Consider the following 23721-nt stretch of genomic DNA (forward strand, 5'->3'; position numbering starts at 1 on the left):
TCGTTCACGCTGTCGTACATAGCTGTTCTAATTTTCCCGTATCCAAACCACCGTCGTGATGCCGTTGCCCGCCCGCTCCAACAGCGACTGCGTGTCCAGCGCCGCCCGGTCCAGCCTTACCCGGCTGTAGGCCAGGAAGTAGCTGCTCTTGACGTCGTAATCCACCATCGGCTTCGTGCCGGCCGTTATCTGCGGCAGCGCATCGAAGATGGCGGTGGTGCGGTAATAGGCGCGCTTGCGCGCGTTCACCATCGCCGCCGCCTCCGACACCGACATCTTGTCTATCATCGCCGACATCAACTCGGCCGGCACGGTATTCACGTTCAACTTCGTATTACGCACGGGCAGGATGATGACGAAATCGCGCAGCTGCTCTATCGTTTGCGGCGTAAAGCCGCTCACCGCCAGCAGGTCCTCGACCCGCAGCAGGCCGATCGTCTTCGCCGGCACGCTTGGCTGCCCCTGCTGCGGCGGCTGCACCGACTGCCCATCCGCCACCAGCTTCGCCACCGCCTGCGCCAGCGACGGATCGAGCCGCAGATTGGTCAGCAGGCGTTCGAACACCGTCACCTCCACCGGCTTCGGCTTGCCGTTCTCGGCCAGATTGGCAAGATTGTAACGCGACTGCGCGTCTATCATCTTGCCGGACAGGGTGGCGTTGAAATTTTCCGCCTCGGCGCGTTCGCGTTCGATGTAGTCGTCCAGCCGCGTTTCCTCCAGCGGTGTGGCCCAGATGCCGCCCGGCTGCGTGTATGCCTGCTGCGAGTCGAGATAGTCCTGGTACAGCACCAGCCGGCTCAGGTCCAGCGCGCCGCGCACGATCCAGCGGGTCTGCAGCTGCAGGCGCTGGTTCTCCATCGAGCGCACCTGCACCTGCTGCTGCCAGAACAGGCTGGCGACGATCGTCACCGCCAGCGTCGTCAACAGCAGCGCCGTGACGACGGCCACGCCGCGCTGGCGCCGCCGCATCACAGCGCCCCCAGCAGGAAGGATTTAATCATCGGCACTTCCTGGCCGTCGAGCACCATCGACACCTCAAGGCCGCTCGGCACGCCGGCGGCGGCAACGGCGGCGGGTGCGGCAGGCGCCGGCATCACCCCGGCCGCCTGCACCCAGCCCTGGTTCGTCCAGAAGCGCATCGCCATGCGCTGCACGCCCGATTGCAGCGCCACGCTGGCGGCCGGATCGAGGTCGCTGTTGGCGGCCTCCCACAACGCGTCCAGCTGCGCCAGGTCGCGCGTGCCGGCCGATTCGCGCCGCGTCAGCACGCCGTCGCGCACGCGGTAGGACACCACCTGCAAGCGCGTGGCGTCGTTCTCGGCCAGCACCAGGCGCACCAGCGTGATGCGGTTGTCTTCGGCGCGCAGCAGCGCGCGGGTGCCGATCAGCGTCTGCGGCGCCAGGTTGGCGCTGTCGCTTTGCAGCTGGGCGAAGGCCAGTTGCAGGCCGCGCGTCTGCTCCATCTGCGCGGTCAGCGCGCCGCGCGAGCGGATGATGCCATCCAGCCCGCGCCAGCCCAGCACCGCGACGATGGCCAGGATGGAAATCGCCACCAGCAGTTCGATCAGCGTGAAGCCGCGCGCGCGGCGCAAGCGGTGCAAGCGGCGCGTCATTGATTCAGTACCAGTTGGACCAGCTTGATGATGCGGCGCTCCGGCGCGGCCTGGTCGTAGACGCTGACCTCCACCCGGCGGAAGCGCGGATTGGGGCTGGCGATCACTTCCTCTTCGCACATCAGCTTCATGTCGCCCTGCGGGCATTCGAAGGTCTGCTTGCCGACCGCCGGGAACTGGCGCGTCAGGCGCAGCTGCACCAGGCGGTTCTCGGCCGACCAGGTGGCCATCATGGCGCTGCGCAGGCCGCTGCTGTTGGACGCCAGGCTGCCGACCGCGCGCAGCGATGCGCCCAGCGCGGTGCCGACGATGACCAAGGCCACCAGCACTTCCAGCAAAGTAAAGCCGCGTTGTCGGGATGTGCGCATCTAGTCCACCGTGAAATGGCCGATGCCGTCGGCGCGGATGGCGACGCTGGCGTCGCCGCCGCTGAGGGTCAGCACGAAAGGTTTGTCGACCGGCTCGCGGCCGAAGACGATGCGCAGGTTGGCCGACGGCACGCTGGGCGGTGGGTCCAGTATCAGCGTGACGGGGGCGTGCTTGAATTCGCGTTCGCGCAGCAGGTCGTCCTGCACCACCAGGTCCCATTGCTTGTCGTTGCGGATCAGGAAGCGGTAGCCGTCGGTGCCCGCCTCGAAGGCGATCTGGCGGTTGCGCACGATGGCCTCGTCGCGCGCCAGCTGCAGCAGCAAGGCGACGCGCTGCGCATCCTCACGCAGGAACTGCTTCTGGCCCGGCAGCGCGTTGAGCGACACCAGGCCCAGCGTGATGCCCAGGATGACCATCACCACCAGCAGTTCGATCAGCGTGAAGCCACGCCCGCGGCCGGCGCGCATGAGCCGTGGTCCCCGTGCGATCAGTTGTCCCAGGAGCCGATGTCGGCGTCATCGCCGGTGCCGCCCGGGGCGCCGTCGGCGCCATAGGAGAACACGTCGATCTCGCCCTTGATGCCGGGCGACAGGAACTGGTATGGATTGCCCCAAGGGTCTTTCGGCATTTTTTCCAGGTAGCCGCCGGCTTTCCAGCCGCTGGCGGCCGGGCCGGCGGTCGGCTTGGTCAGCAGCGCCTGCAGGCCCTGCTCGGTGGTCGGGTAGCGCTGGTTATCGAGTTTGTACAGCTTCAGCGCCTGCATCACGGTGGCGATATCGACCTTGGCGGCGGCCACTTTCGACTCGCCGGTGCGGCTGAGCAGCTTGGGCACGACCAGCGCGGCCAGCACACCCATGATGACCACCACCACCATGATTTCAATCAGCGTGAAGCCGCGCGCGGCGGCGCGGCGAGGGATGGAGAGTTTTTTCATATTCGATAACAAATTTAAATGAGTGCAGAGTATAAGGCCGAATCGGTGCCAGCGACACCCCAATACGATTTTTGCGCCGGGAGGCTTAACCAGGGCTTAACCGGGCGCTCCGCGCGCCCGGCTTTTACCGCGTTTTACGTGGCTCAGTCGCGCTGGCGGGCGGTGGCGTCGATACGGCGCAGCGCGCCGTCGTTGCCGCCGCCGTTCATGTCCGCCACGGCCGGGGAGGTTCTGGCGGCCTGCGGCGCATCCTTGACGAAGGGTGCGATGCCCAGCGCGGCGTCGATCTCCTGCGGATAGATGACGTAGCCGCGCGTGATCACCGCCGACACCTTGCGCAGGTCGGCGATATCCCTGGTCGGGTCGCCGTCCACCAGCACCAGGTCGGCCAGCTTGCCGGCCGCGATGCTGCCGCGGTCATTGCTGGTGCGGGTGTAGCGGGCGCCGTTGCGGGTGGCCACCTGCAAGGCCTGGGCCGGCGTCAGGCCGGCCTTGACCAGCAGCGCCAGCTCCGAATGCAGCGTGAAGCCGGGGATGTCGTCGGTGCCGGCGACGATGGGCACGCCGGCCTTGTACATGATGCCGACGAATTCCACCATCTTGGCGTAGGACTTCTGGTAGCGCTTGAGGGTGGCGTCGCCCTCGATCTTCATGCCGCCCACGGCGAAGCTGCGCGCCACGTCCGGCGGCATGTTGGCGGCGAAGGCGGCGTATGGCAGGTTGACGTCGCCGTCCTTCTGCTGGATGAAGGCGAAGGCCGACATGGTCGGGTCGATCGAGATCTGCTTCCTGGCCAGGCCGGCGACGAAGTCCTTGAACGGCTTGGAGTTGAAATCCATGTCGGCGACTTTTTCAGCCGGCAGCAGGAAGCGGTTCAGGTTGCGGGTTTCGGTGTCCGGCTTGACCAGGAAGTTCAGCAGCACCTGGTTGATGTGCTGGATTTCGTCGTAGCCGGCGTCCAGCGCTTCCTGCGCGCGCAGGCCGGCCGGGATGTGGCCGGACACGCGCATGCCGCGGCTGTGCGCATAGGCCACGGTGTCTTTCAGGATGGCTTTCGGGAAGGAGTTGTAGATCTTCAGCTGCGGATAGCCGCGCTGCGCGTACCAGTCCACCGCATCCTTGGCGCCTTGCAGATCCTTGATGACGAAGCCGTTGTTGGCGCTGAACGGGCTCTCGCCTTCGAGGAAGCCGGCCGGCACCACCTGCGGCGCCAGCAGCTTGCCGGCGGCGGTTTCGTCCAGCATCGCCTGCAGCTGCTTGTTGTCGTTGCCCATGTCGCGCACGCTGGTGACGCCGGTCGACATGTTCAGCGCGCCGGACCAGCGGTCGACGTGGCCGTGCATGTCGAACAGGCCAGGCAGCACGATGCGGCCGGCGGCGTCGATGGTGTTGTCGGCGCCGCGCGACGGCGAGCCGGCCGGCAGCACGGCGGTGATGCGGCCGCGCAGCATGTAGATGTCGGACGGTGCGCCGACGGTGGCCTTGTCGCTGTCGAACACGCGGGCGTTGCGCACCAGGGTCACGCCGCTCAGCGGATGCTGCAGCTTGGCGGCCAGGCTTTCCAGCATCTTGCTCTCGGCCTGCTTCTGGCGCGCGGCCAGGGCCGGGGCGGCGCCCTGCCAGCCCTCTTCCAGCATGTTGGCGAAGCCGGGGATGATCACGCCGAACAGGCGCGGGGCGGCGCCGGAGGTGGCCCAGTAGAACGCCGGCGACAGGCCGACGCCGGTCTGCGCCACCAGCTGCACGGTTTGTTTGGCGCCGGTGGCGCTGCTGATCTCCAGCGTATCGAGCACGGTCTGCGACAGCGTGCCCGATGGCAGCAGCGCCAGCTTGTGTTCCGGCGCGGCGGCCAGCGCGGTGATGTAGGCCGAGACGATCTCGAAGGAGCTGTTGAGCGGCAGGTAGCCGGCCGGGCCGCTGACGGCCTTGCTGCCCTGCTCCGAGGTCGACTTCCACTCGGCCTGGCCGCCCTTGCGTTCGAAGCGCTCGTCGACCACGGCGCCGAAGGTGGAGTTGCCCTTGACGCTGTATTCGGTCATCAGGCCGTCGGCGCCCATGCGGAACTGCTCGGTGAGTTCCGGGCCGCGGCCGTTGTTCTTGTAGATGAAGCGCACCTTGGTCAGGCCGTCGTCCTGGTGCTCGGCCACCTGCTCGCCGATCTGCTTGCCGTTTTCGGCGATGATCAGGTACTTGGTGGTGGTGGCTGCCTGCGCAGCGAATGCCGCGGCCAATGCCAGCGGCAGTACAGCGTATCGTTTCATCGACCAGCGTTTCATCAACAAGACCTTCTCCTCGGGTTAGTTTTTTTTCGTCGCGCAGACCGGGCAATCGCCGTTGCGCCCCACCGCTATGCTGGTCCACTCCATGTGCAGACCGTCCAACATCAACAGGCGCCCGGCCAGCGAGGCGCCCACGCCCATCAACAGCTTGAGCGCCTCCGCCGCCTGCATCGCGCCCACCACGCCCACCAGCGGCGCGAACACGCCCATGGTGGAACAGGCCACGTCTTCAAATTGCTGGTCCTGCGGGAACAGGCAGGAATAACAGGGCTGCGCGCCGCCGCGCGGATCGAACACGCTGACCTGGCCGTCGAAGCGTATCACCGCGCCGGACACCAGCGGCTTGCCCAGCGCGACACAGGCGCGGTTGACGGCGTGGCGGGTGGCGAAGTTGTCGGTACAGTCGAGCACCACGTCGGCCTGCGCGACCAGTTCGGCCAGGCGGGCGTCGTCCACGCGTTCGTTCAGCGCGGTGACGGTGATGTCGGGATTGATCTGCTGCAGCGTGATGCGCGCCGAGGCGGCCTTGGACTGGCCGACCCGCTCCGTGGTGTGGGCGATCTGGCGCTGCAGGTTGGTGAGGTCGACGGTGTCGTTGTCGACCAGCGTGATGTGGCCGACGCCGGCCGAGGCCAGGTACATGGCGGCCGGCGAACCAAGGCCGCCGGCGCCGATCACCAGCGCCTGCGCGGCCAGCAGCTTCTGCTGGCCTTCGATGCCGATTTCGTCGAGCAGGATATGGCGCGAATAGCGCAGCAGTTGCGTGTCGTTCATCGTCCTGGGCCGGCGGCGGCGCGCGCCGTTACTGGGTAAGGGGTTGTTTCAAGGCGGGCTTTTTGTCGCCGGCCTTGGGTTTGACGTCGGGCTTGACGGCGGGTTTGGCGGCGCCCTTGTCGACGCTTTTTTCCGCCTTGCTGTCCGACTTGATCTCGCCGACGTCGCCGCCCGGGGCCGGCGTCGCCTCCACTTTCGACAGCTTGACCGGCAAGCCCTTGAAATGGTTGATCGCCTGCGCCAGCTGGAAGTCGTCCTTGGAGCCGAATTCCACCGGCTTGGCTTTTTTGGCCGCGCTGGCCAGGCGCTGCTCGTCTTCCAGCTCGTCGCGCTGCGCGCTCAGGGCCTTCTGCACGGCGCCGTCGCCGGCCGGATCCTTGTCGTTGTTCAGGTGCTTTTGCAGGTCGGATTCGCGCAGGCGCAGGCTGTTCAAGCCGTCGCCGTCGGCGGTCTCGTCGACCATCAGGTCCGGCACGATGCCGCGCGCCTGGATCGAGCGGTTATGCGGCGTGTAGTAGCGCGCCGTGGTCAGCTTGACGGCGGTGTCGGCGGTCAGCTGGCGCAGCGTCTGCACCGAGCCCTTGCCGAAGGTCTGCGTGCCCATGATGGTGGCGCGCTTGTAGTCCTGCAGCGCGCCGGCGACGATTTCCGAGGCCGACGCCGAACCGGCGTTGACCAGCACCACCATCGGCACGTCCTTCAATGCCGCCGGCAGCTTGGCCAGCGGGTCGCCCTTGCCGCGCACCGCGTAGAACTCGCTGCGGCCGTAGAAGGTCTGCTTGGAGTCGAGCAGCTGGCCGTTGGTCGAGACGATCACCGAGTCCTTGGGCAGGAAGGCGGACGAGACGCCGATCGCGCCCGGCACCACGCCGCCCGGATCGTTGCGCAGGTCCAGCACCAGGCCCTTGATGTGCGGGTCTTGCGCGTACAGGGCGGTGATCTTCCTGGCCATGTCCTCGACGGTCGGCTCCTGGAACTGCGAGATGCGCAGCCAGGCGTAGCCCGGCTCGACGATCTTGGCCTTGACGCTCTGGACCCGGATTTCCTCGCGCAGGATGCTCAGGATGACGGGCTTGTCCTCGTCCTTGCGGCTGATGGTGATGGTGACTTTGGAGTGCGGCTCGCCGCGCATCTTCTTGACGCTTTCGTCCAGCGACAGGCCCTTGACCGGCGTGCCGTCGATGCGGGTGATCAGGTCGCCGGTCTTGACGCCGGCCTTGAAGGCGGGCGAATCCTCGATCGGCGAGACCACCTTGATGTAGCCGTCCTCCATGCCGACCTCGATGCCGATGCCGACGAACTTGCCGGCGACGGTCTCGCGCATTTCGCGGAAGGCTTTCTTGTCGAGGTAGACCGAGTGCGGGTCGAGCGAGGACACCATGCCGGAGATGGCTTCCGTCAGCAGCTTCTTGTCGTCGACGTTTTCGACGTAGTCGGTCTTGATCAGGCCGAACACGTCGGACAACTGGCGCAGCTCTTCGAGCGGCAGCGGCGAGCCGGTGACTTTTTGCGCGATGGCGGAAAACTGCAAGGAGACGGCGACACCAGCCACCATACCCAGGCCGATCAGGCCGATGCTCTTGACTTTGTTGCCCATTTTTTCCGCGAACCTTAAAACTTGACCCAGCCAGCCGGATCGAATGCTGTGCCCTGATGGCGAAGCTCAAAGTATAGCCCCGATTCTTCGTTACCGCCGCTGTTACCTGCACTGGCGATCGAGTCTCCGGGTTTGACGGGGTCGCCCACGCGTTTCAGCAGCGACTCGCAATAGCCGTAGATGCTCCAGTACTGGCCGCCGTGGTCGACGATGATCATATTGCCGAAGCCGCGCAGCCAGTCGGAGAAGATCACCTTGCCGCCGGCGACGGCGCGGATCTCGGCGCCTTCGCCGGTGCGGATGAACACGCCCTTCCAGGTCGGTCCCTCGCCGCGCTTGGTGCCGAACTTGGCGGCGATCTTGCCGCTGACGGGGGCGCGCAGCTGGCCCTTGAGGCTGACGAACGGCGCGCCGGACGGCACCGACGGCGCCAGCGCGATGTCGGCCGCCCTGGCCGCAGGCTTGGATGGCTCCTCGTCGCGCGGCGCCGGTCTGGCCGGCTCCACCGCTTTCGGTGGCGGCTGTTGCGCCACTTTCGGCTCGTCGGCGTCGATGGCGTCGGGCTTGGTCGGCACCGGCTTGATGGTGCCGGACTTGGCGGCGTTGGCCTTGGCCAGGCGCTGGCGTTCGGCTTCGGCCGCCTTGGCCTTGGCCAGCGCGCGCGCTTCGGCGTCGGCCTTGGCTTTGGCCTCCGCGCGGGCGGCGGCCAACTGCTCCTGGCGTTTTTTCTCGGCAGCGGCGGCGATCGCCTGCTCCTGGATCAGCTTGCCCAGCTTGTCGACCAGGCCGGTCAGGCGCTGTTCGTCGCGCTCGACGTTGCCGGCTTCCTTGCGCTGGGCCGCCAGTTTTTTCGACAGCGAGGCCAGCAGCGCGGCGCGGCGGGTCTTTTCCTGCTCCAGCCTGGCCTTCTGCTCCATTTCCTCGGCGGCGATTTCCTGCAGCTCGTCCTTGGCGTTCTGCGCCTCGGCCTGGTTGACCTCGACCGCCTTCAGGTTGGCGCGCAGCGAGTCGAGCAGCCGGGCCTGGGCCTGCGACACGTAGGACATCATTTGCAGGTCGCGGTTGATGCGGTTGGGGTTGTCGCCGGACAGCAGCAGCTTGATGCGGTCCTCGTTGCCGGCCACATATTGCTCGCGCAGCAGCTTGGCCAGCTGCTGCTTTTGCGTGGCGACCGTGGCCGCCAGCTTGTCGTGCTCGACGGACAGCTGCTGCAATTTGGTGTTGGTGTCGCCCTGCTCCTGCGCCAGGTCGCGCAGCGAGCGGTTGGCGTCGGAGATCGCCTGTTCGGACGCGGCCAGCGTGTCGGCGGCGTCGTCCTTGGCGCTCTCGGTCTTGCCGATGTCTTTTTTCAGCGCGCTGAGTTTTTGCTGCAGGCTGGCGCGTTCGGCCTCGGCCGCCGCTTTCTGCTTGCTGCGCTCGGTGGTCTTGCTGAACGGCGCGGCCTGCGCCCCGTTCAGCATCAATGTCAGCAGCAGCGCCGCACTGGTGGCGGCGCCGCGCCAGCCTCGGAAGGATGAATGCGACAAATTACTTGGCCTTGCCCTGGTTGGCGACGGCAGCCTGGGCCGCGGCGATGGCGTCGGCGTCACCCAGGTAGTAGTGACGGATAGGCTTGAGGTTCTCGTCCAGCTCGTAGACCAGGGGCTGGCCGTTCGGGATGTTGAGGCCGACGATGTCGTTGTCGCTGATGCCGTCGAGCATCTTGATCAGCGCGCGCAGGCTGTTGCCGTGGGCCGAGATGATGATCTTCTTGCCGGCGCGGATGGCCGGGGCGATTTCCTCGTCCCACACCGGCATCACGCGCGCCACAGTGTCCTTCAGGCATTCGGTCAGCGGGATCTGCGACTTGTCCAGGCCGGCGTAGCGCGGGTCGTTGAAGGAGGCGCGGTCGTCGCCCGCTTCCAGCGCCGGCGGCGGCGTGTCGTAGCTGCGGCGCCAGACCAGCACCTGGTCGTCGCCGTACTTGGCGGCGGTTTCGCCCTTGTCCAGGCCTTGCAGCGCGCCATAGTGGCGTTCGTTCAGGCGCCAGTCGTTCTTGACCGGCAGGTACATCATATCCATCTCGTCCATCGCCAGCCACAGCGTGCGGATCGCGCGCTTGAGCACCGAGGTGTAGGCCAGGTCGAAGGTGTAGCCGGACTCCTTCAGCACCTTGCCGGCGGCCTTGGCTTCGGCGATGCCCTTCTCGGTCAGGTCCACGTCGGTCCAGCCGGTGAAGCGGTTCGAGAGGTTCCAGGTGGACTCGCCATGGCGCATGAATACGATTTTATACATGTGAACTATCTTCAAAAAAGGATTGAACGAAACGGAATACCGGTACTGCGAGAACTCTTCCAGCTTCTATTTTATAATGCGCGCATTGACTTAAACCATTGGAACCCCGTGAAATTCTTCATTGACAATATTTTCTTCATCGCCATCGCTGTTCTCTCGGGCGGCGCCCTGCTGTGGCCGGTACTGACGCAGCGCGGCAAACGCGCCTCGGCGCAAGAGGTGACGCTGTTGATTAACCGCAGCAAAGCCACCATTGTAGATGTACGCGATGCGGCGGAATTTGCCACTGGTCACTTGCCAGAAGCCAAGAATATCCCACTGAACGAGTTGTCCGAGCGCGTAGGCGAGCTGGCGAAGTTCAAGACCAAGAGCGTGGTCGTGGTCTGCAAGACCGGCGCGCGCGCCTCGTCGGCGGCCGCCAAACTGGCCCAAGCCGGCTTCACCGACGTCGTCAACCTGGACGGCGGCATTGCCGCATGGCAAAAAGCCGGCCTGCCGCTGGCCAAATAAGGAGCGCGAGATGACTGCCCGAGTAATCATGTACACCACCGCCGTCTGCCCCTACTGCGTGCGCGCCGAGCGCCTGCTGGAATCGAAAGGCGTGACCGGCCTGGAAAAGATCCGCGTCGACCTCGACCCGGAGCAGCGCGTGCTGATGATGCAGAAGACCGGCCGCCGCACCGTGCCGCAGATCTACATCGGCGACACCCATGTCGGCGGTTTCGACGATTTGTATGCGCTGGATCAAGCTGGCGGCCTGTCCCCCTTGTTAAATGGCTAATCACCCCCAAATACAACGAGAGGGCCGCAGAAATAGTTTGAAACCATAATGGTTTTGATACAATTGCCCTCGCGTTTGATTTGAGCTTCATACCAAGCAAACTTATTCTGAGCGGCTGATGCCGCTCGTTTTCACTATAACGAAAGCGTTCCATGTCTGACGAAAACCTGCAACCAGTATTCCAAATCCAACGCGTCTACCTGAAAGACATGTCGCTGGAACAACCGAACTCCCCGGCTATCTTCCTGGAACAGGAAGCGCCAACCATCGAAGTCGCACTGGACGTCGGCGCCGAGCCGCTGGCCGATGGCGTGTTCGAATCGACCGTCACCATCACCGTGACCGCCAAGGTCAAGGACAAAGTCGCTTTCCTGGTTGAAGGCAAGCAAGCCGGTATCTTCGAGGCACGCAACATCCCTGCAGAGCAGCTCGATCCGCTGCTGGGCATCGGTTGCCCGAACATCGTCTACCCTTACCTGCGCGCCAACATCGCCGACGTGATCACCCGTGCCGGCTTCCCGCCAGTGCACCTGGCCGAGATCAACTTCGAAGTGTTCTACCAGCAGCGTCTGCAAGCCATCGCCGATGCCGCCAAGGCACCAGCAGCCGCCGACGGCGCCGCGACCACGCACTAAGCGTTACGAAGTACTTCGCTGCCGGGCGCCATGTCCGGCAGCGGTATCACCCCGACATGCCGCGCCTGCTGCGCGCTGTCCATCTGCAAGGTAAGCCATGACATTTCCCCGTTTGATCGCTGGTCTGACCATGCTGCTGGCCGTTGGCGCCAGCCACGCGTTCGACTTCAAAACGGTGGGCGCCGCACCCGTCATTCTGTACGACGCGCCATCGACCAAGGGCGGCAAGCTGTTCGTCGTGCCGCGCGGCGCACCGCTGGAAGTGGTGCTGGCCTATGGCGAATGGCTGAAGGTGCGCGACGTCAACGGCGAACTGGCCTGGACCGAGGCCAAGGGCCTGACCGCCAAGCGCAACGTCATCATCCGCACGCCCAATCTGAAGATCCGCGCCACGCCGGAAGACAGCGCCGCGCCCGTATTCACCGCCGACAAGGGCGTGCTGCTGGAAGTGACCGAAGCGGCCGCCGGCGGCTGGCTCAAGGTGCGCCATCGCGACGGCCTGGTCGGTTACGTCAAGAATTCCGAAGTCTGGGGCATATAATTGCCGTAGCGGCGCATCCCGGCGCCGAATGAGGTCCCATGCAAGATAATCCAAACAAAACCGCTGGCGGCGTCCGCCAGGTGGCGGTGCTCGGCGCCGGCGCCTGGGGCACGGCCGTCGCCATGGCGCTGGCGCAGCGCCACGATGTGATGCTGTGGGGCCGTAATCCCGACGCCCTGCAGGACATGGCGCGCGCCCGCGAAAACACCGCCTACCTGCCCGGCCATCCCTTCCCGGCCGGCCTGCAAGTGGCGGCCGGTTTCGACGCCGCGCTGGCCCATGTGGCCGGCCCGGACAGCCTGCTGATCGCCGCCTGCCCGGTGGCCGGCCTGCGGCCGCTGCTGGAGCAATTGAAGTCGCGCCCGATTCCCAACGTGGTCTGGCTGTGCAAGGGCTTCGAATACGGCACCGGCCTGCTGCCGCACCAGATCGTGCGCGAAGTGCTGGGCGCCGACGTGGCCGGCGGCGCGCTGTCGGGACCGTCGTTCGCGCAGGAAGTGGCGAAAGGCTTGCCGTGCGCGCTGACCATCGCCTCCGACTCGGCCGCCCTGCGCGACTGCGTGGTGGCGGCCGTCCACGGCGGCAATATCCGCGTGTATTCGAGCGAGGACCTGGTCGGCGTGGAAGTGGGCGGCGCGGTGAAGAACGTGCTGGCCATCGCCACCGGCGTGGCCGACGGCCTGGGCCTGGGCTTGAACGCGCGCGCCGCGCTGATCACGCGCGGCCTGGCGGAAATCACCCGGCTCGGCACCGCGCTGGGCGGGCATACCGAGACCTTCATGGGCTTGACCGGCATGGGCGATTTGATTTTGACCTGCACCGGCGACCTGTCGCGCAACCGCCGCGTCGGCCTCGGGCTGGCGCAGGGCAAGCCGCTGGACGTCATCGTGCATGAGCTGGGCCATGTGGCCGAGGGCGTGCCATGTTCGAAGGCGGTGCGCGAGCTGGCGGCCCGCATGGGCGTCGACATGCCGATCACCAACGCGGTGGCCGGCGTGCTGTTCGACGGCGACCAGCCGCAGGTAATGGTCTCGCGCCTGCTGGCGCGCGACCCGCGCGGCGAAAAATAAGCCGGGGTCAGGTCTGACATTTGGACACGGCCTCTGCCGTAACGGCTGTTACGGCAGAGGCCGTGTCCAAATGTCAGACTTGACCCCGATTTTTTAAGCTTCTTCTTCCTCTTCCTTCGCGGCACGCATCCACTCGACCAGCGGGAACGCATCCTTCAGTCCGCTGGCGATCATCGGCACCAGCAACTCCGGCTGGTTCAGCGGCAGGTCGATCTCGGTCCACACGAAGAAACTCTTCAGCTTGATGTACTCGATATGCTCGTGCTCGGGGTCGAAACCCTTGGGCGGGCGCATCAGCTTGCCTTCGTTCTGGATGTCGCCGAAGGTGGCTTTCAACTTCTTGTTCTTCAACACCTTGCTGAAGCCGGCCGCGTCGTCGACCATGTGCAGGCGCAGCGCCTTCAGCCGCGACGGCGGCGGCATGTACTCGCCGGCGCCGAACAGCAGGCGGCCAGAGCCATCGATCTGCATGTAGTAGGTCGGCCCGCCGGCCTTGCTCGGACGGCGCAGGTCGTTCGGCGCCACCGCGGCCGAGAAGCGCGTCTTGTACGGGCTCTTGTCGTGGGCGAAGCGCACGTCGCGGTTGATGCGGAACATGGCCTTCTTCGGGTTGCAGAACTTGACGGCCGCATCGAACTTGCCCAGCTCGACGATCATGTCCGTCACCACTTGCAGGAATTCTTCGCGCAGGATGTCGTAGCGCGGTTTGTTCATGATGAACCAGGGACGGTTGTTATTGTCCGCCAGCTCCTTGAGGAATTGAGTCAGGTCGCGCAGATGCATTAAGGTTCCTTATTTGGCGCCGGCCGGACGCTTGCCGACCGTGATGTCCAGCGTGGTCTCGCGGCTCTTGCGCAAGACCGTCATTTTAGCTTTTCCGCCGGGAACGAGTTGGGCGATCACATTCAGCATCTGGTTGGTGTCGGCCACCGGCTGGTCATCCACCGACAGCAGGATGTCGCCCGGCTTCATGCCGCCCTTGTCGGCCGGGCCGTTGCGCACCACGCCGGCGATGATGGCGCCGCTCTGCCGCTTCAGGCCGAAGCTCGACGCCAGTTCCGGCGTGATCTCCTGCGTCTCCACGCCTATCCAGCCGCGCACCACGTGGCCGGACTTGATGATGGCTTCCATCACCGACTTGGCGGTCGACACCGGAATCGCGAAGCCGATGCCGACCGAGCCGCCCGACTGCGAATAGATCGCCGAATTGATGCCCAGCAGGTTGCCGTTGGCGTCGACCAGCGCCCCGCCCGAGTTGCCGAAGTTGATGGCGGCGTCGGTCTGGATGAAGTTCTCGAAGTGATTGATGTGCAGGTTGTTGCGCCCCAGCGCCGAGATGATGCCCATCGTCACCGTCTGGCCGACGCCGAAGGGGTTGCCGATGGCCAGCACCACATCGCCCACCTGCGCCTGCTCGGCCTGGCCCAGCACGATCACCGGCAGCTTGTCGAGCGTGATCTTGATGACGGCCAGGTCGGTCTCGGGATCGGTGCCGACCACCTTGGCGGCGGCCTTGCGGCCGTCGGCCAGCACCACCTCGATCTCGTCGGCCGCCTCGACCACGTGGTTGTTGGTCAGGATATAGCCTTCGCCGGACACGATGACGCCCGAGCCCAGGCTGGACTCGTCGTCGTCGCCCTCGCCGTCATGGTCGCGGTCGCCGAAGAATTTCTTGAAGAAGGGGTCGCGCAGCAGCGGATGCTTGCCTCGCTTGGGTTTCTTGCTGGTGATGATGTTGACCACGGCCGGCATGGCCCGCCCGGCCGCCGCCCGGTAGGAGCCGACCGCGATGCCGGGCGCCTTGCCCGGCGCCGCCTCCAGCATCACGGCCGGATGGTCGGCGCTGCCGATCTGCTGGGCCCGCACCGGCGCCCGCCGCTCCGGCCCCACGGCCGTGTAGACAAAATACAGTGCCAGTACGACAGTCACCGTTTGCGCAAACAATAACCAGAGTCGTCGCATAGCCTTGAGTCCGCCGCCCGGTGGACGGCTGCCTTGTTATTTCTTGAGGGAGTCGCGGATCTCGCGCAGCAGCACGATGTCTTCCGGCGTCGGCGCCGGCGCCGCGGCTTCGGCCGCCGCCACTTCCTTGCTGCTCAGCGTGCGCGCCTTGTTCATCAGCCGCACCATCTGGAAGATCACGAAGGCCAGGATGACAAAGTTCAGCAGGATGGTGGCGAAATTGCCGTAGGCCCACACCGCGCCCAGCTTTTTCGCTTCGACCAGGCTCAGGTGAGGATCCTGTCCGTTCAGGCCGATGTAGTAGTTGGCGAAATCCAGGCCGCCGAACAGTTTGCCGATGGGCGGCATGATGATGTCGGCGACCAAGGAATCGACGATCTTGCCGAAGGCGCCGCCGATGATCACACCGACAGCCAGGTCGACCACATTCCCCTTCATCGCGAATTCTTTGAATTCCTGCATCATTGCCATTTTACTATCCTCGCTGTGGTCATTTGTGAACAAAACTGCGTCTGAATCATACTATTCTTTCAATTAGATTCCAAACACGCTAGCCGCATGCGCATTTGGACGCCAAATTACGCTATAAATTTGTCTTGCATCAATATCTATCGCTTGCGCTCCGCCAGTAGGGCATGGGGCGCAAAAAATCAAGTCCAAAACGGTGCGCAAAACGCGCCAATTGGGGTTACGGCAACGTTTTTGCTTTAATTCGTATCACGCTTACCTTATAATTTAAGGTTGCTAGAAGCTATATTCGTGCTTCAACAAGTTTCAGGTTTTGTTCTCGGTTCTCGGATTTTGTTCGCACTTTGACTGATTGGGGTTTGTATGAGTATCGAAAAGCAGGTCGATTCCGGCCGACGCGGATTGCTCGTCGCAACAGGCGCGGCGGGTGGTGTAGTGGGCCTGGCAACCGCCGGGGCACTGGTAAGCACGTTCCAACCGTCCGAGCGCGCAAAAGCCGCCGGTGCGCCGGTGGAAGTGGATATTTCCAGCCTCAATCCAGGCGAAATGAAAACCGTCGAATGGCGCGGCAAGCCGGTCTGGATCATCAAGCGTACCCCTGAAATGGTGGCCTCGCTGAAAAAGACCGACGGCAAAGTGGCCGACGCCGATTCCAAGCGCAATCCGGAAGAATTCACCCCCGAGTACGCCCGCAACGAATGGCGCTCGCGCAAGCCCGAGCTGCTGGTCGCGGTCGGCATCTGCACCCACCTGGGCTGCTCGCCCTCGTCCAAATTCACCCCAGGCCCGCAGCCTTCGCTGCCGGACGACTGGGAAGGCGGCTTCCTGTGCCCATGCCATGGCTCGACCTTCGACATGGCCGGCCGCGTGTTCAAGAACAAGCCGGCGCCGGACAATCTGCAAGTCCCGCGTCATATGTTCCTGAGCGACACCAAGCTGGTCATTGGTAAAGACGAGAAAGGCGAGGCGTAAATCATGGCGGCTTTCAAAGAGACAAAATTCCCGGCCGATGCTCCGGCCGCACAAAAAGCACTGGGCTGGGTCGACGACCGTTTCCCGCTCACCAAGCTGTGGAATGACCAATGGGGCAAATACTACGCTCCGAAAAACTTCAACTTCTGGTACATCTTCGGCTCGCTGGCCATGCTGGTGCTGGTGCTGCAGATCGTCACCGGCATCTTCCTGACCATGCACTACAAGCCGGACGCCAACCTGGCCTTCGGTTCGGTCGAATACATCATGCGCGAAGTGCCGTGGGGCTGGCTGGTGCGCTATATGCACTCGACCGGCGCCTCGGCCTTCTTCATCATCGTCTACCTGCACATGACGCGCGGCCTGCTGTACGGCTCGTACCGCAAGCCACGTGAACTGATCTGGCTGTTCGGTTTCGCCATCTTCCTGTGCCTGATGGCCGAAGCGTTCTTCGGCTACCTGCTGCCATGGGGCCAGATGTCGTACTGGGGCGCACAAGTGATCGTCAACCTGTTCGGCGCGATTCCGCTGATCGGCCCTGACCTGTCGCTGTGGATACGCGGCGACTACGTGGTGTCCGACGCTACCCTGAACCGCTTCTTCGCCTTCCACGTGATCGCGATTCCGCTGGTTCTGCTGGGTCTGGTGGCTGCCCACCTGATCGCACTGCACGAAGTCGGTTCGAGCAACCCGGACGGCATCGAAGTGAAAGAAAACCTGGGCGCCGACGGCCACCCGGTCGATTCGATTCCTTCGCACCCTTACTACACCGTGCACGACCTGTTCGGCGTGTCGGTATTCCTGCTGATCTTCAGCACCGTGGTGTTCTTCGCCCCGGAAATGGGCGGCTACTTCCTGGAATATAACAACTTCCTGCCGGGCGATTCGCTGAAGACCCCGCTGCACATCGCGCCGACCTGGTACTTCACCGCGTTCTACTCGGTGCTGCGCGCCACCACCGCCGACTTCATGTGGGTGCTGATGTTCTTCGTCGCCGCCTACGTGGTGTTCGTGTGGCTGAAGTCGCGCCTGTCGAGCCTGGTGAAAACGGCGATCGCCGTGATCGCGCTGGTGGCCATCGTCGGCATGCTGCCGCAGGTGCTGGACGCCAAGTTCTGGGGCGTGGTGTTCTTCGGCGGTTCGGTGGTGATCCTGGCCTTCCTGCCTTGGCTGGACAAGTCGCCGGTCAAGTCGATCCGCTACCGTCCAAGCTGGCACAAATACGTGTACGGCGTGTTCTTCTTCTGCTTCCTGTCGCTGGGCTACCTGGGTACCCTGCCGCCGACCGAAGGCCGCACGCTGTTCTCGCAGGTATGCACCCTGCTTTACTTTAGCTTCTTCCTGTTCATGCCATGGTGGAGCGCCATGGGCACGTTCAAGAAGGTTCCGGACCGCGTAGTGTTCCACGCGCACTGATCGACCACTCGGCTAAAGTACACAAAGGACATTACATGAATTTTCCTAAAAAACTGCTCGCTATCCTGGCATTGCTGCCGGGCCTGGCACTGGCCAACGAAGGCGGCATCGCGCTGGACAAGGCGCCGGACCGTTCGAACAACATGGCCGCGCTGCAGCATGGCGCCAAACTGTTCGTCAACTACTGCCTGAACTGCCATAATGCGTCCTCGATGCGCTACAACCGTCTGCGCGACCTGGGCTTGACGGAAGAGCAAATCAAGGCGAACTTGCTGTTCACCGGCGACAAGGTCGGCGAAATGATGACCACCACCATGAATCCGAAAGATGCGAAAGCATGGTTCGGCGTGGTGCCGCCGGACCTGTCGGTGATCTCGCGCGCGAAAGCGTCGGGCGCCGGCACCGGCAGCGACTATCTGTACACCTACCTGCGCACCTTCTACAAGGATGACACCCGCCCGACCGGCTGGAACAACTTGGTGGTCAACAATGTGGCGATGCCGCATGTGTTGTGGGAACTGCAGGGCATACAGAAGGTCAAGATGAAGGAAGTGGCCGATCCTCACGAGGAAGGCAAGAAGATTCATCAGTTTGACGGCTTCGAAGTAGTCACGCCGGGCACGATGAAGAAGCTGGAATATGACACTGCGGTGGCCGACCTGGTCGGTTACATGGAGTGGATGGCGGAGCCTGCAGCGCAGACCCGCAAAAAACTGGGTGTAGCGGTGGTGCTGTTCATGGCCCTGTTCGCCTTCCTGGCATGGCGCTTGAACGCGTCGTTCTGGAAAGAAGTTAAATAATCGAGAGCGCCGGCTGGCCGGCGCTTGTTTTGCGATGCCCGCGCTGGCGGGCGATCGATCCGGGGTGATCCGTTCGCGGCGTCACCCCCTTTGTTCTTCTAAGGAACTATAAAAATGATGGTTCTCTACTCGGGTACAACCTGCCCATTCTCGCAACGCTGCCGCCTGGTCCTGTTTGAAAAAGGCATGGACTTCGAAGTGCGCGATGTCGACTTGTTCAACAAGCCGGAAGACATCTCGACCATGAATCCTTATGGTCAAGTGCCCATCCTGGTCGAACGCGAATTGATCCTGTACGAATCGAATATCATCAATGAGTACATCGACGAGCGCTTCCCGCATCCGCAGCTGATGCCGGCCGACCCGCTGATGCGCGCCCGTGCGCGTCTGATGCTGTTCAACTTCGAAAAAGAATTGTTCGTCCACGTGCACGTGCTGGAAAGCGAACGCGCCAAGAGCAACGACAAGAGCCACGACAAGGCCCGCGCAGAAATCCGCGACCGCCTGACCACGCTCGCGCCGCTGTTCCTGAAGAACAAGTACATGCTGGGCGACGAGTTCTCGATGCTGGACGTGGCGGTCGCGCCGCTGCTGTGGCGTCTGGATCACTACGGCATCGAACTGTCGAAGACCGCAGCCCCGCTGATGAAGTACGCCGAGCGCATCTTCTCTCGCCCTGCCTACATCGAAGCGCTGACGCCGTCGGAAAAGGTGATGCGCCGTTAAGTTGTTGAGCGCGCGTAGCGCGCTCGTCGGACGCACACCGTTTTACTTGAAGTCCATCGGCGCGTTTGCCTGCCTTAGCGGGCGGCGCGCCGGGTTTTACTGCAGTCTGGAATACCATGTCTGAAATCTCAACCAAGCCCTACATGCTGCGCGCCATTTATGAGTGGTGCACGGACAGCGGCTATACGCCCTACCTCGCCGTCAAGGTCGACGCCTCGACCACGGTGCCGATGGAATATGTGAAAAAAGGCGAAATCGTCCTCAACATCAGCTTCGGCGCCACCTCGGGCCTGAAGATGGACAACGACAGCATCCGCTTCCACGCGCGCTTCGGTGGCGTGTCGCGGGAGATCTACGTCCCGGTCAACAACGTGATGGCGATCTATGCCAACGAGAACGGCCAGGGGATGGCGTTCGAACCGCAACTGGGCTTTGCCGAGTCGCCGACGGAGCAGGAAACCAGCGCACCGGCGCCGGTGCTGGCGGCAGTTCCGGCCCCTGCTGCGGAAGCCAAGAGCGAGGCGCCAAGCGCCCCGGACGACGATAACGAGCCGCCAAAAAAGGGCGGCCGGCCTACTCTTACGCGAATTAAATAGCGTATAATTCGCCCCGTACAAGTTTCGCCGACTTAGCTCATTTGGTAGAGCAGTTGATTTGTAATCATCAGGTGGCCAGTTCGAAACCGGCAGTCGGCACCAGCAATACCAAGCAAAAAGCCCAGCCCTTACCGGCTGGGCTTTTTGCATTTTGTCTAGACGGACGGCATCAAGCGCCAAATCGGGCTGGCGAAAACGGTTGTCCGTGGGTGTAGGGTGCGCGGTTCTCGATCAGGTCGGCCAGCAATCGGCCACTGGCCGGACCCAGCGTAAAGCCTTGATGCCCATGGCCGAAATTGAACCACAAGCCCCTATGCAACGGCGCCCGGCCGATCACCGGTTTCATGTCGGCGCAACAAGGCCTACTCCCCAGCCAGGGATCGGCCTCCACCGGCTCGCCCAGCGCCAGCAAGCCTCGCGCTTCCACTTCCGCGCCGGTCAGCTGGTGCGGGGTCGGACGAGCGTCCTGATGGGCGATTTCAGCGCCGGTGGTCAGGCGCAGGCCGCGTCGCTGCGGCGACAGCACGTAGCCGCGCTCGGCATCCAGCATCGGCAGCCTGATGCTGTCACCGCCGGTGTAATGCCGGTGATAGCCACGTTTGACAAACAGCGGCAGCCGATAGCCTAAGCGACGCGTCAACTGCGCGGCCCACGGGCCCAACGCAACCACCGCCTGCGCGGCGCCTACCGTCCCTTGCACGGTGTCGACCTGCCAGCCAGAGGCGGTTGCGCGCAGGCTCTCCGCATTCCCGACAAGCAGACGCCCGCCCTGCTGCTGAAACAGCCGCGCATACCGCTCCACCAACTCGCCGGGATCGCTGACGCTCCAGGAATCCAGCCAGTGCACCGCACCAGCCAGCGCAATGCGGAATGCTGGCTCGGCTGCGGACAGCGCGTCGCCATCCATCGGCGCAAACACGATTCCGTACTCGCGCTGCAGGCGCTCCGAGTCCAGCAAGGCCTGGTCGAATGCCTGCGGCGTGCGATAGACCAGGCGCAGGCCATCCTTGCGCACCAGATCCTGCGCGTCGGCCAACGCCATGTAGCGCTCATGCTCACTGGTCGCGTGCGCGATCAGGCTGGCGTACTCGCGGCTGATTTGCCGATGCCGCTCCGGGGCCGACGCGCGCCAGTATCTAAACAACTGCGGCAACGCCGACCACAATCCACCGACGTGGTAATGCACGTCCAACGAACGCCGCAACGCGACCGACAGCAAAGTCCCTATATCGCGCGGCATGCCATACGGTTCCACCGCCTCGCGCTGGATCACGCCGGCGTTGCCGTACGAGGTTTCCTGTCCAGGCGCGCGCCGGTCCACCAGCGTGACCGCATGACCGCGCAGCGTCAGTTCCAGCGCCGCACTGACGCCGACCATGCCGGCGCCCAACACCAATATCTCCTGTGCCATCGGCCGCGCTCAGCTTGGGGTTGGCTCGGCCGCGACCACTGTCAGCTCGACGCGTGCCGACGGCACAACCAACGCGGCCACCACCGTGGTACGCGTCGGAAAGGGAGCACTGAAATGCCGGCGATAGATCTCGTTGAATGAGGCGAAGTCTTCCTGATGGCTCAGGTACACCGTCACTTGCACCACGTCCGCCAAGGTCAGGCCAGCGTCCGCCAGCGTGGCGCCGATGCGCTGCAAGGTCAGCTCGGTTTGCGCCGAGATTCCCTCGGGGATCGAACCGTCCGCGTTCAGCGGCAACTCGCCGGACAGGAACACCAGACCGCCCGCACGCCGGATCCTGGAAAACGGCAGGCTTGTATTTAACGACATGGAAAACTCCTTTGGTTTGAAAGGTATTTCATTACATCACAGTGCGCAGTGTCCACAGCTCCGGGAACAGCACCACGTCAAGCATCTTGCGTAGATAGGAAACGCCCGAAGTGCCCCCCGTGCCGCGCTTGAAACCAATCACGCGTTCAACCGTGCTGACGTGACGGAAGCGCCACAGCCGGAATGCCTCTTCGACATCCACCAGCACCTCGGCCAGTTGGTAAAGATCCCAGTGCCGTTCGGGACTACGATACACCTCCAGCCAGGCCTGCTCGACAGCCTGGCTCGCCACATGAGGCTCGGTCCAGTCGCGCTGGGTATGCTCGGCGGGAATGGCAAAGCCACGGCGTTCGAGCAGCAGCAAGGTCTCGTCGTAGAGCGATGGTTGACGGTAGGTCAGCTCGACCTCGAGCAGGCGGCCGGCGTGATGCGCGTGCGGCTTGAGCATCGCGGCATTTTTGTTCCCCAATAAAAACTCCACGCAACGATACTGCCAACTCTGGAAGCCTGAGCTGTTCGACAGATAGGGCCGGATGGCGCTGTACTCGGGTGGCGTCAGCGTCGCCAGCACATTCCAGGCATCCACCAGCTGCCGCAGAATTTGACGCACGCGGGCCAGCATCTTGAACGCGCTATCGAGCTCGTTGTTCGCCACGCAGCCTATGGCCGCTTTCAACTCGTGCAGCAACAGCTTCATCCATAACTCGCTGGTCTGGTGCTGGATGATGAACAGCAGCTCGTTGTGGTCCGGCGACAAGGGACGCTGCGCGTCAAGCAACTGATCCAGATGCAGATAATCCGCGTAGCTCATCTCCCTGGAGAAATCGAGCCGTGCCCGCTCCTCATGCACGATGCGTTCTGTCGCCCTCATGTCACCACCTCGCGCTGCTGGAAGCGCACCTCGCGCGCGGCGCCGGACGACAGCACCTGTTCCAGCCTGTCGACCGCATCCCACACGTCGACAAAGCGCGTGTACAGCGGCGTAAAGCCGAAGCGCAAAATATCGGGCGCGCGAAAATCGCCGATGACATCGCGCGCGATCAACGCCTGCATGATGGCGTAGGCATCGGTGGGGTGCGACAGGCAAACCTGGCTGCCGCGCAAATGCACCGTGCGCGGCGTCGCCAACGCCAGGCCATGTCCCGCGCAACGTTGATCGATCAGCTCGATAAACAGCTGCGTCAAGGCGAGCGACTTGGCGCGTAGCGCCTGCATATCGCCGGCCGCCAGCAATGTGTCGACTCCGCACTCCAGCGCCGCCATGCCCAGCACGGCGGGCGTGCCGCACAGGTAACGCCCCACGCCAGGCGCCGGCGTGTAAGTCGGCGTGAACTGGAACGGCGCCGCATGGCCGAACCATCCGGACAACGGCTGACTGCAACGCTCTGCATGGCGCGGATGGACCCACACGAAGGCCGGCGCGCCGGGGCCGCCATTCAAATATTTGTAGCCGCAGCCGACCGCGAAATCGGCGTCGTCGCGATGCAGGTCCAGCGGCACCGCGCCCGCTGAATGCGCCAGATCCCACAACACCAGCGTGCCCTGTGCATGGGCGCGGCGGTTGAGCTCCGCCATGTCATGCATGCGGCCGGTGCGATAGTTGACGTGGGTAAGCATCAACACCGCCACCTCGCCATCGTCCAGCAACGGCCCCAGCTGCTCGACGGCGTCGACCAGCAATAGCGTGCAGCCCTGCTCGCGGGCCAGGCTGTCGGCGATGTACAAGTCGGTGGGAAAATTATCCCGCTCCGAGACGATCAGGCGGCGGCCCGGATGATCCAGCCTGGCGATGGCGAGCGCGGCATGCAGCGTCTTGAAGACGTTCACGCTGGTCGAGTCCGCCACAACCAGTTCGCCGGCCTCGGCGCCCACCAGGCGCGCGATCTTGTCGCCCACGCGTCGCGGCAGGTCGACCCAGCCTGCCTTGTTCCAGCTGCGTATCAAGCCTTGTCCCCATTCACCGCGCACGACCTGGCTCACGCGCTCCGGCGTGGCGCGGGGTAGCGCGCCCAGCGAATTGCCATCGAGGTAGATCAGGCCGGGCGGCAAATCGAACAGCGCCCGATGGCCCGCCAGCGCATCGTCGCGGTCCCATGCCTGTGCCTGTTCCCGCGTCTTCATTGCAGAGGCCGCG

At 64.0% G+C, this 23721-nt stretch carries 27 protein-coding genes and 1 tRNA gene; 11 read left to right on the plus strand and 17 right to left on the minus strand.

Features of this window, described 5'->3' with window-relative positions:
* Positions 1-27 precede the first annotated feature (27 nt).
* From gspK to gpmA, 10 genes are all read right to left on the minus strand, one after another.
* Entirely contained in the window at positions 28-969 is a 942-nt protein-coding gene (gene gspK, locus DUGA2_RS21250; RefSeq protein WP_070271478.1) for a type II secretion system minor pseudopilin GspK, read from the minus strand.
* The gene (locus DUGA2_RS21255; RefSeq protein ID WP_070271479.1) at positions 969-1613 is read right to left on the minus strand and encodes a type II secretion system protein J; all 645 of its coding nucleotides are present in this window, start codon (positions 1611-1613) and stop codon (positions 969-971) included. Before DUGA2_RS21255 ends, gspK begins: the two co-directional genes overlap by 1 nt.
* Complete coding sequence (gene gspI, locus DUGA2_RS21260; protein ID WP_070271480.1) at positions 1610-1981, minus strand: type II secretion system minor pseudopilin GspI; 372 nt, start codon at positions 1979-1981, stop codon at positions 1610-1612. The genes DUGA2_RS21255 and gspI overlap by 4 nt, the downstream gene beginning before the upstream one ends.
* Positions 1982-2449: a GspH/FimT family pseudopilin gene (locus DUGA2_RS21265; RefSeq protein ID WP_070271481.1), complete on the minus strand. Its 468-nt coding sequence runs from the start codon at positions 2447-2449 to the stop codon at positions 1982-1984.
* A gap of 20 nt (positions 2450-2469) precedes the next feature.
* Positions 2470-2916 carry a type II secretion system major pseudopilin GspG gene (gene gspG / locus DUGA2_RS21270; protein WP_070271482.1) on the minus strand — a complete coding sequence of 149 codons (447 nt, stop codon included), beginning with the start codon at positions 2914-2916 and terminating at the stop codon, positions 2470-2472.
* 143 nt (positions 2917-3059) lie between these two features.
* On the minus strand, positions 3060-5192 hold the full coding sequence (locus tag DUGA2_RS21275) for an amidohydrolase family protein (RefSeq protein ID WP_070271483.1): 2133 nt from the start codon (positions 5190-5192) through the stop codon (positions 3060-3062).
* Between the two features lie 21 nt (positions 5193-5213).
* Positions 5214-5969, minus strand: a complete 756-nt coding sequence (locus tag DUGA2_RS21280; RefSeq protein ID WP_070271484.1) for a HesA/MoeB/ThiF family protein — start codon at positions 5967-5969, stop codon at positions 5214-5216.
* A 28-nt stretch (positions 5970-5997) separates the two neighbouring features.
* Positions 5998-7566 carry a S41 family peptidase gene (locus DUGA2_RS21285; protein WP_070271485.1) on the minus strand — a complete coding sequence of 523 codons (1569 nt, stop codon included), beginning with the start codon at positions 7564-7566 and terminating at the stop codon, positions 5998-6000.
* Between the two features lie 14 nt (positions 7567-7580).
* Complete coding sequence (locus tag DUGA2_RS21290) at positions 7581-9026, minus strand: peptidoglycan DD-metalloendopeptidase family protein (RefSeq protein WP_070271557.1); 1446 nt, start codon at positions 9024-9026, stop codon at positions 7581-7583.
* 67 nt (positions 9027-9093) lie between these two features.
* Complete coding sequence (gene gpmA / locus DUGA2_RS21295) at positions 9094-9840, minus strand: 2,3-diphosphoglycerate-dependent phosphoglycerate mutase (RefSeq protein WP_070271486.1); 747 nt, start codon at positions 9838-9840, stop codon at positions 9094-9096.
* A 108-nt stretch (positions 9841-9948) separates the two neighbouring features.
* On the opposite strand from gpmA, the gene DUGA2_RS21300 reads away from it, so the two are divergent.
* The 5 genes from DUGA2_RS21300 to DUGA2_RS21320 all read left to right on the plus strand — a co-directional run bounded on the left by DUGA2_RS21300 (position 9949) and on the right by DUGA2_RS21320 (position 12867).
* Complete coding sequence (locus DUGA2_RS21300; protein WP_070271487.1) at positions 9949-10350, plus strand: rhodanese-like domain-containing protein; 402 nt, start codon at positions 9949-9951, stop codon at positions 10348-10350.
* Positions 10351-10360: 10 nt separating this feature from the next.
* Complete coding sequence (gene grxC / locus DUGA2_RS21305; protein ID WP_070271488.1) at positions 10361-10621, plus strand: glutaredoxin 3; 261 nt, start codon at positions 10361-10363, stop codon at positions 10619-10621.
* A gap of 152 nt (positions 10622-10773) precedes the next feature.
* On the plus strand, positions 10774-11256 hold the full coding sequence (gene secB, locus DUGA2_RS21310; RefSeq protein ID WP_008443948.1) for a protein-export chaperone SecB: 483 nt from the start codon (positions 10774-10776) through the stop codon (positions 11254-11256).
* A gap of 97 nt (positions 11257-11353) precedes the next feature.
* A complete protein-coding gene (locus DUGA2_RS21315) occupies positions 11354-11797 on the plus strand; it encodes an SH3 domain-containing protein (RefSeq protein ID WP_070271489.1) in 444 nt (147 codons plus the stop codon).
* Between the two features lie 38 nt (positions 11798-11835).
* A complete protein-coding gene (locus DUGA2_RS21320) occupies positions 11836-12867 on the plus strand; it encodes an NAD(P)H-dependent glycerol-3-phosphate dehydrogenase (RefSeq protein ID WP_070271490.1) in 1032 nt (343 codons plus the stop codon).
* Between the two features lie 93 nt (positions 12868-12960).
* Here DUGA2_RS21320 and DUGA2_RS21325 read toward each other — a convergent pair whose 3' ends face one another.
* The 3 genes from DUGA2_RS21325 to mscL are packed head-to-tail and all read right to left on the minus strand — an operon-like array spanning position 12961 to position 15300.
* On the minus strand, positions 12961-13650 hold the full coding sequence (locus tag DUGA2_RS21325) for a DUF2461 domain-containing protein (RefSeq protein WP_070271491.1): 690 nt from the start codon (positions 13648-13650) through the stop codon (positions 12961-12963).
* 9 nt (positions 13651-13659) lie between these two features.
* Positions 13660-14829 carry a Do family serine endopeptidase gene (locus DUGA2_RS21330; RefSeq protein ID WP_070271492.1) on the minus strand — a complete coding sequence of 390 codons (1170 nt, stop codon included), beginning with the start codon at positions 14827-14829 and terminating at the stop codon, positions 13660-13662.
* A 36-nt stretch (positions 14830-14865) separates the two neighbouring features.
* On the minus strand, positions 14866-15300 hold the full coding sequence (gene mscL / locus DUGA2_RS21335) for a large conductance mechanosensitive channel protein MscL (RefSeq protein ID WP_070271493.1): 435 nt from the start codon (positions 15298-15300) through the stop codon (positions 14866-14868).
* Between the two features lie 360 nt (positions 15301-15660).
* Between mscL and petA the strand changes: the two genes are divergently transcribed.
* The 6 genes from petA (at position 15661) to DUGA2_RS21365 (ending at position 19909) form a co-directional block, all read left to right on the plus strand.
* The gene (gene petA / locus DUGA2_RS21340) at positions 15661-16269 is read left to right on the plus strand and encodes a ubiquinol-cytochrome c reductase iron-sulfur subunit (RefSeq protein ID WP_008443934.1); all 609 of its coding nucleotides are present in this window, start codon (positions 15661-15663) and stop codon (positions 16267-16269) included.
* A gap of 3 nt (positions 16270-16272) precedes the next feature.
* Positions 16273-17685 (plus strand): cytochrome bc complex cytochrome b subunit, encoded by a 1413-nt coding sequence (locus tag DUGA2_RS21345; RefSeq protein WP_070271494.1) that lies wholly within the window; start codon positions 16273-16275, stop codon positions 17683-17685.
* 35 nt (positions 17686-17720) lie between these two features.
* A complete protein-coding gene (locus DUGA2_RS21350; protein ID WP_008443915.1) occupies positions 17721-18485 on the plus strand; it encodes a cytochrome c1 in 765 nt (254 codons plus the stop codon).
* Between the two features lie 114 nt (positions 18486-18599).
* Positions 18600-19211: a glutathione S-transferase N-terminal domain-containing protein gene (locus DUGA2_RS21355; RefSeq protein WP_008443913.1), complete on the plus strand. Its 612-nt coding sequence runs from the start codon at positions 18600-18602 to the stop codon at positions 19209-19211.
* A 116-nt stretch (positions 19212-19327) separates the two neighbouring features.
* Entirely contained in the window at positions 19328-19807 is a 480-nt protein-coding gene (locus DUGA2_RS21360) for a ClpXP protease specificity-enhancing factor (protein ID WP_008443911.1), read from the plus strand.
* A gap of 26 nt (positions 19808-19833) precedes the next feature.
* A tRNA-Thr gene (locus tag DUGA2_RS21365) sits at positions 19834-19909 on the plus strand.
* A gap of 67 nt (positions 19910-19976) precedes the next feature.
* Here DUGA2_RS21365 and DUGA2_RS21370 read toward each other — a convergent pair.
* Genes DUGA2_RS21370 through kynU form a run of 4 tightly spaced genes read right to left on the minus strand, consistent with a single transcriptional unit; the run spans position 19977 to position 23708 of the window.
* A complete protein-coding gene (locus DUGA2_RS21370) occupies positions 19977-21218 on the minus strand; it encodes an FAD-binding oxidoreductase (RefSeq protein WP_070271495.1) in 1242 nt (413 codons plus the stop codon).
* Between the two features lie 9 nt (positions 21219-21227).
* Positions 21228-21587: a RidA family protein gene (locus DUGA2_RS21375; RefSeq protein WP_070271496.1), complete on the minus strand. Its 360-nt coding sequence runs from the start codon at positions 21585-21587 to the stop codon at positions 21228-21230.
* 31 nt (positions 21588-21618) lie between these two features.
* Positions 21619-22458, minus strand: coding sequence for a tryptophan 2,3-dioxygenase (kynA, locus tag DUGA2_RS21380; RefSeq protein WP_070271497.1), 840 nt, complete (start codon positions 22456-22458; stop codon positions 21619-21621).
* Positions 22455-23708 (minus strand): kynureninase, encoded by a 1254-nt coding sequence (kynU, locus tag DUGA2_RS21385; RefSeq protein WP_070271498.1) that lies wholly within the window; start codon positions 23706-23708, stop codon positions 22455-22457. Before kynU ends, kynA begins: the two co-directional genes overlap by 4 nt.
* Between the last annotated feature and the right edge of the window lie 13 nt (positions 23709-23721).

It is taken from the genome of Duganella sp. HH101, assembly GCF_001758795.1.
Classification (GTDB): Bacteria; Pseudomonadota; Gammaproteobacteria; order Burkholderiales; family Burkholderiaceae_D; genus Rugamonas; species Rugamonas rivuli.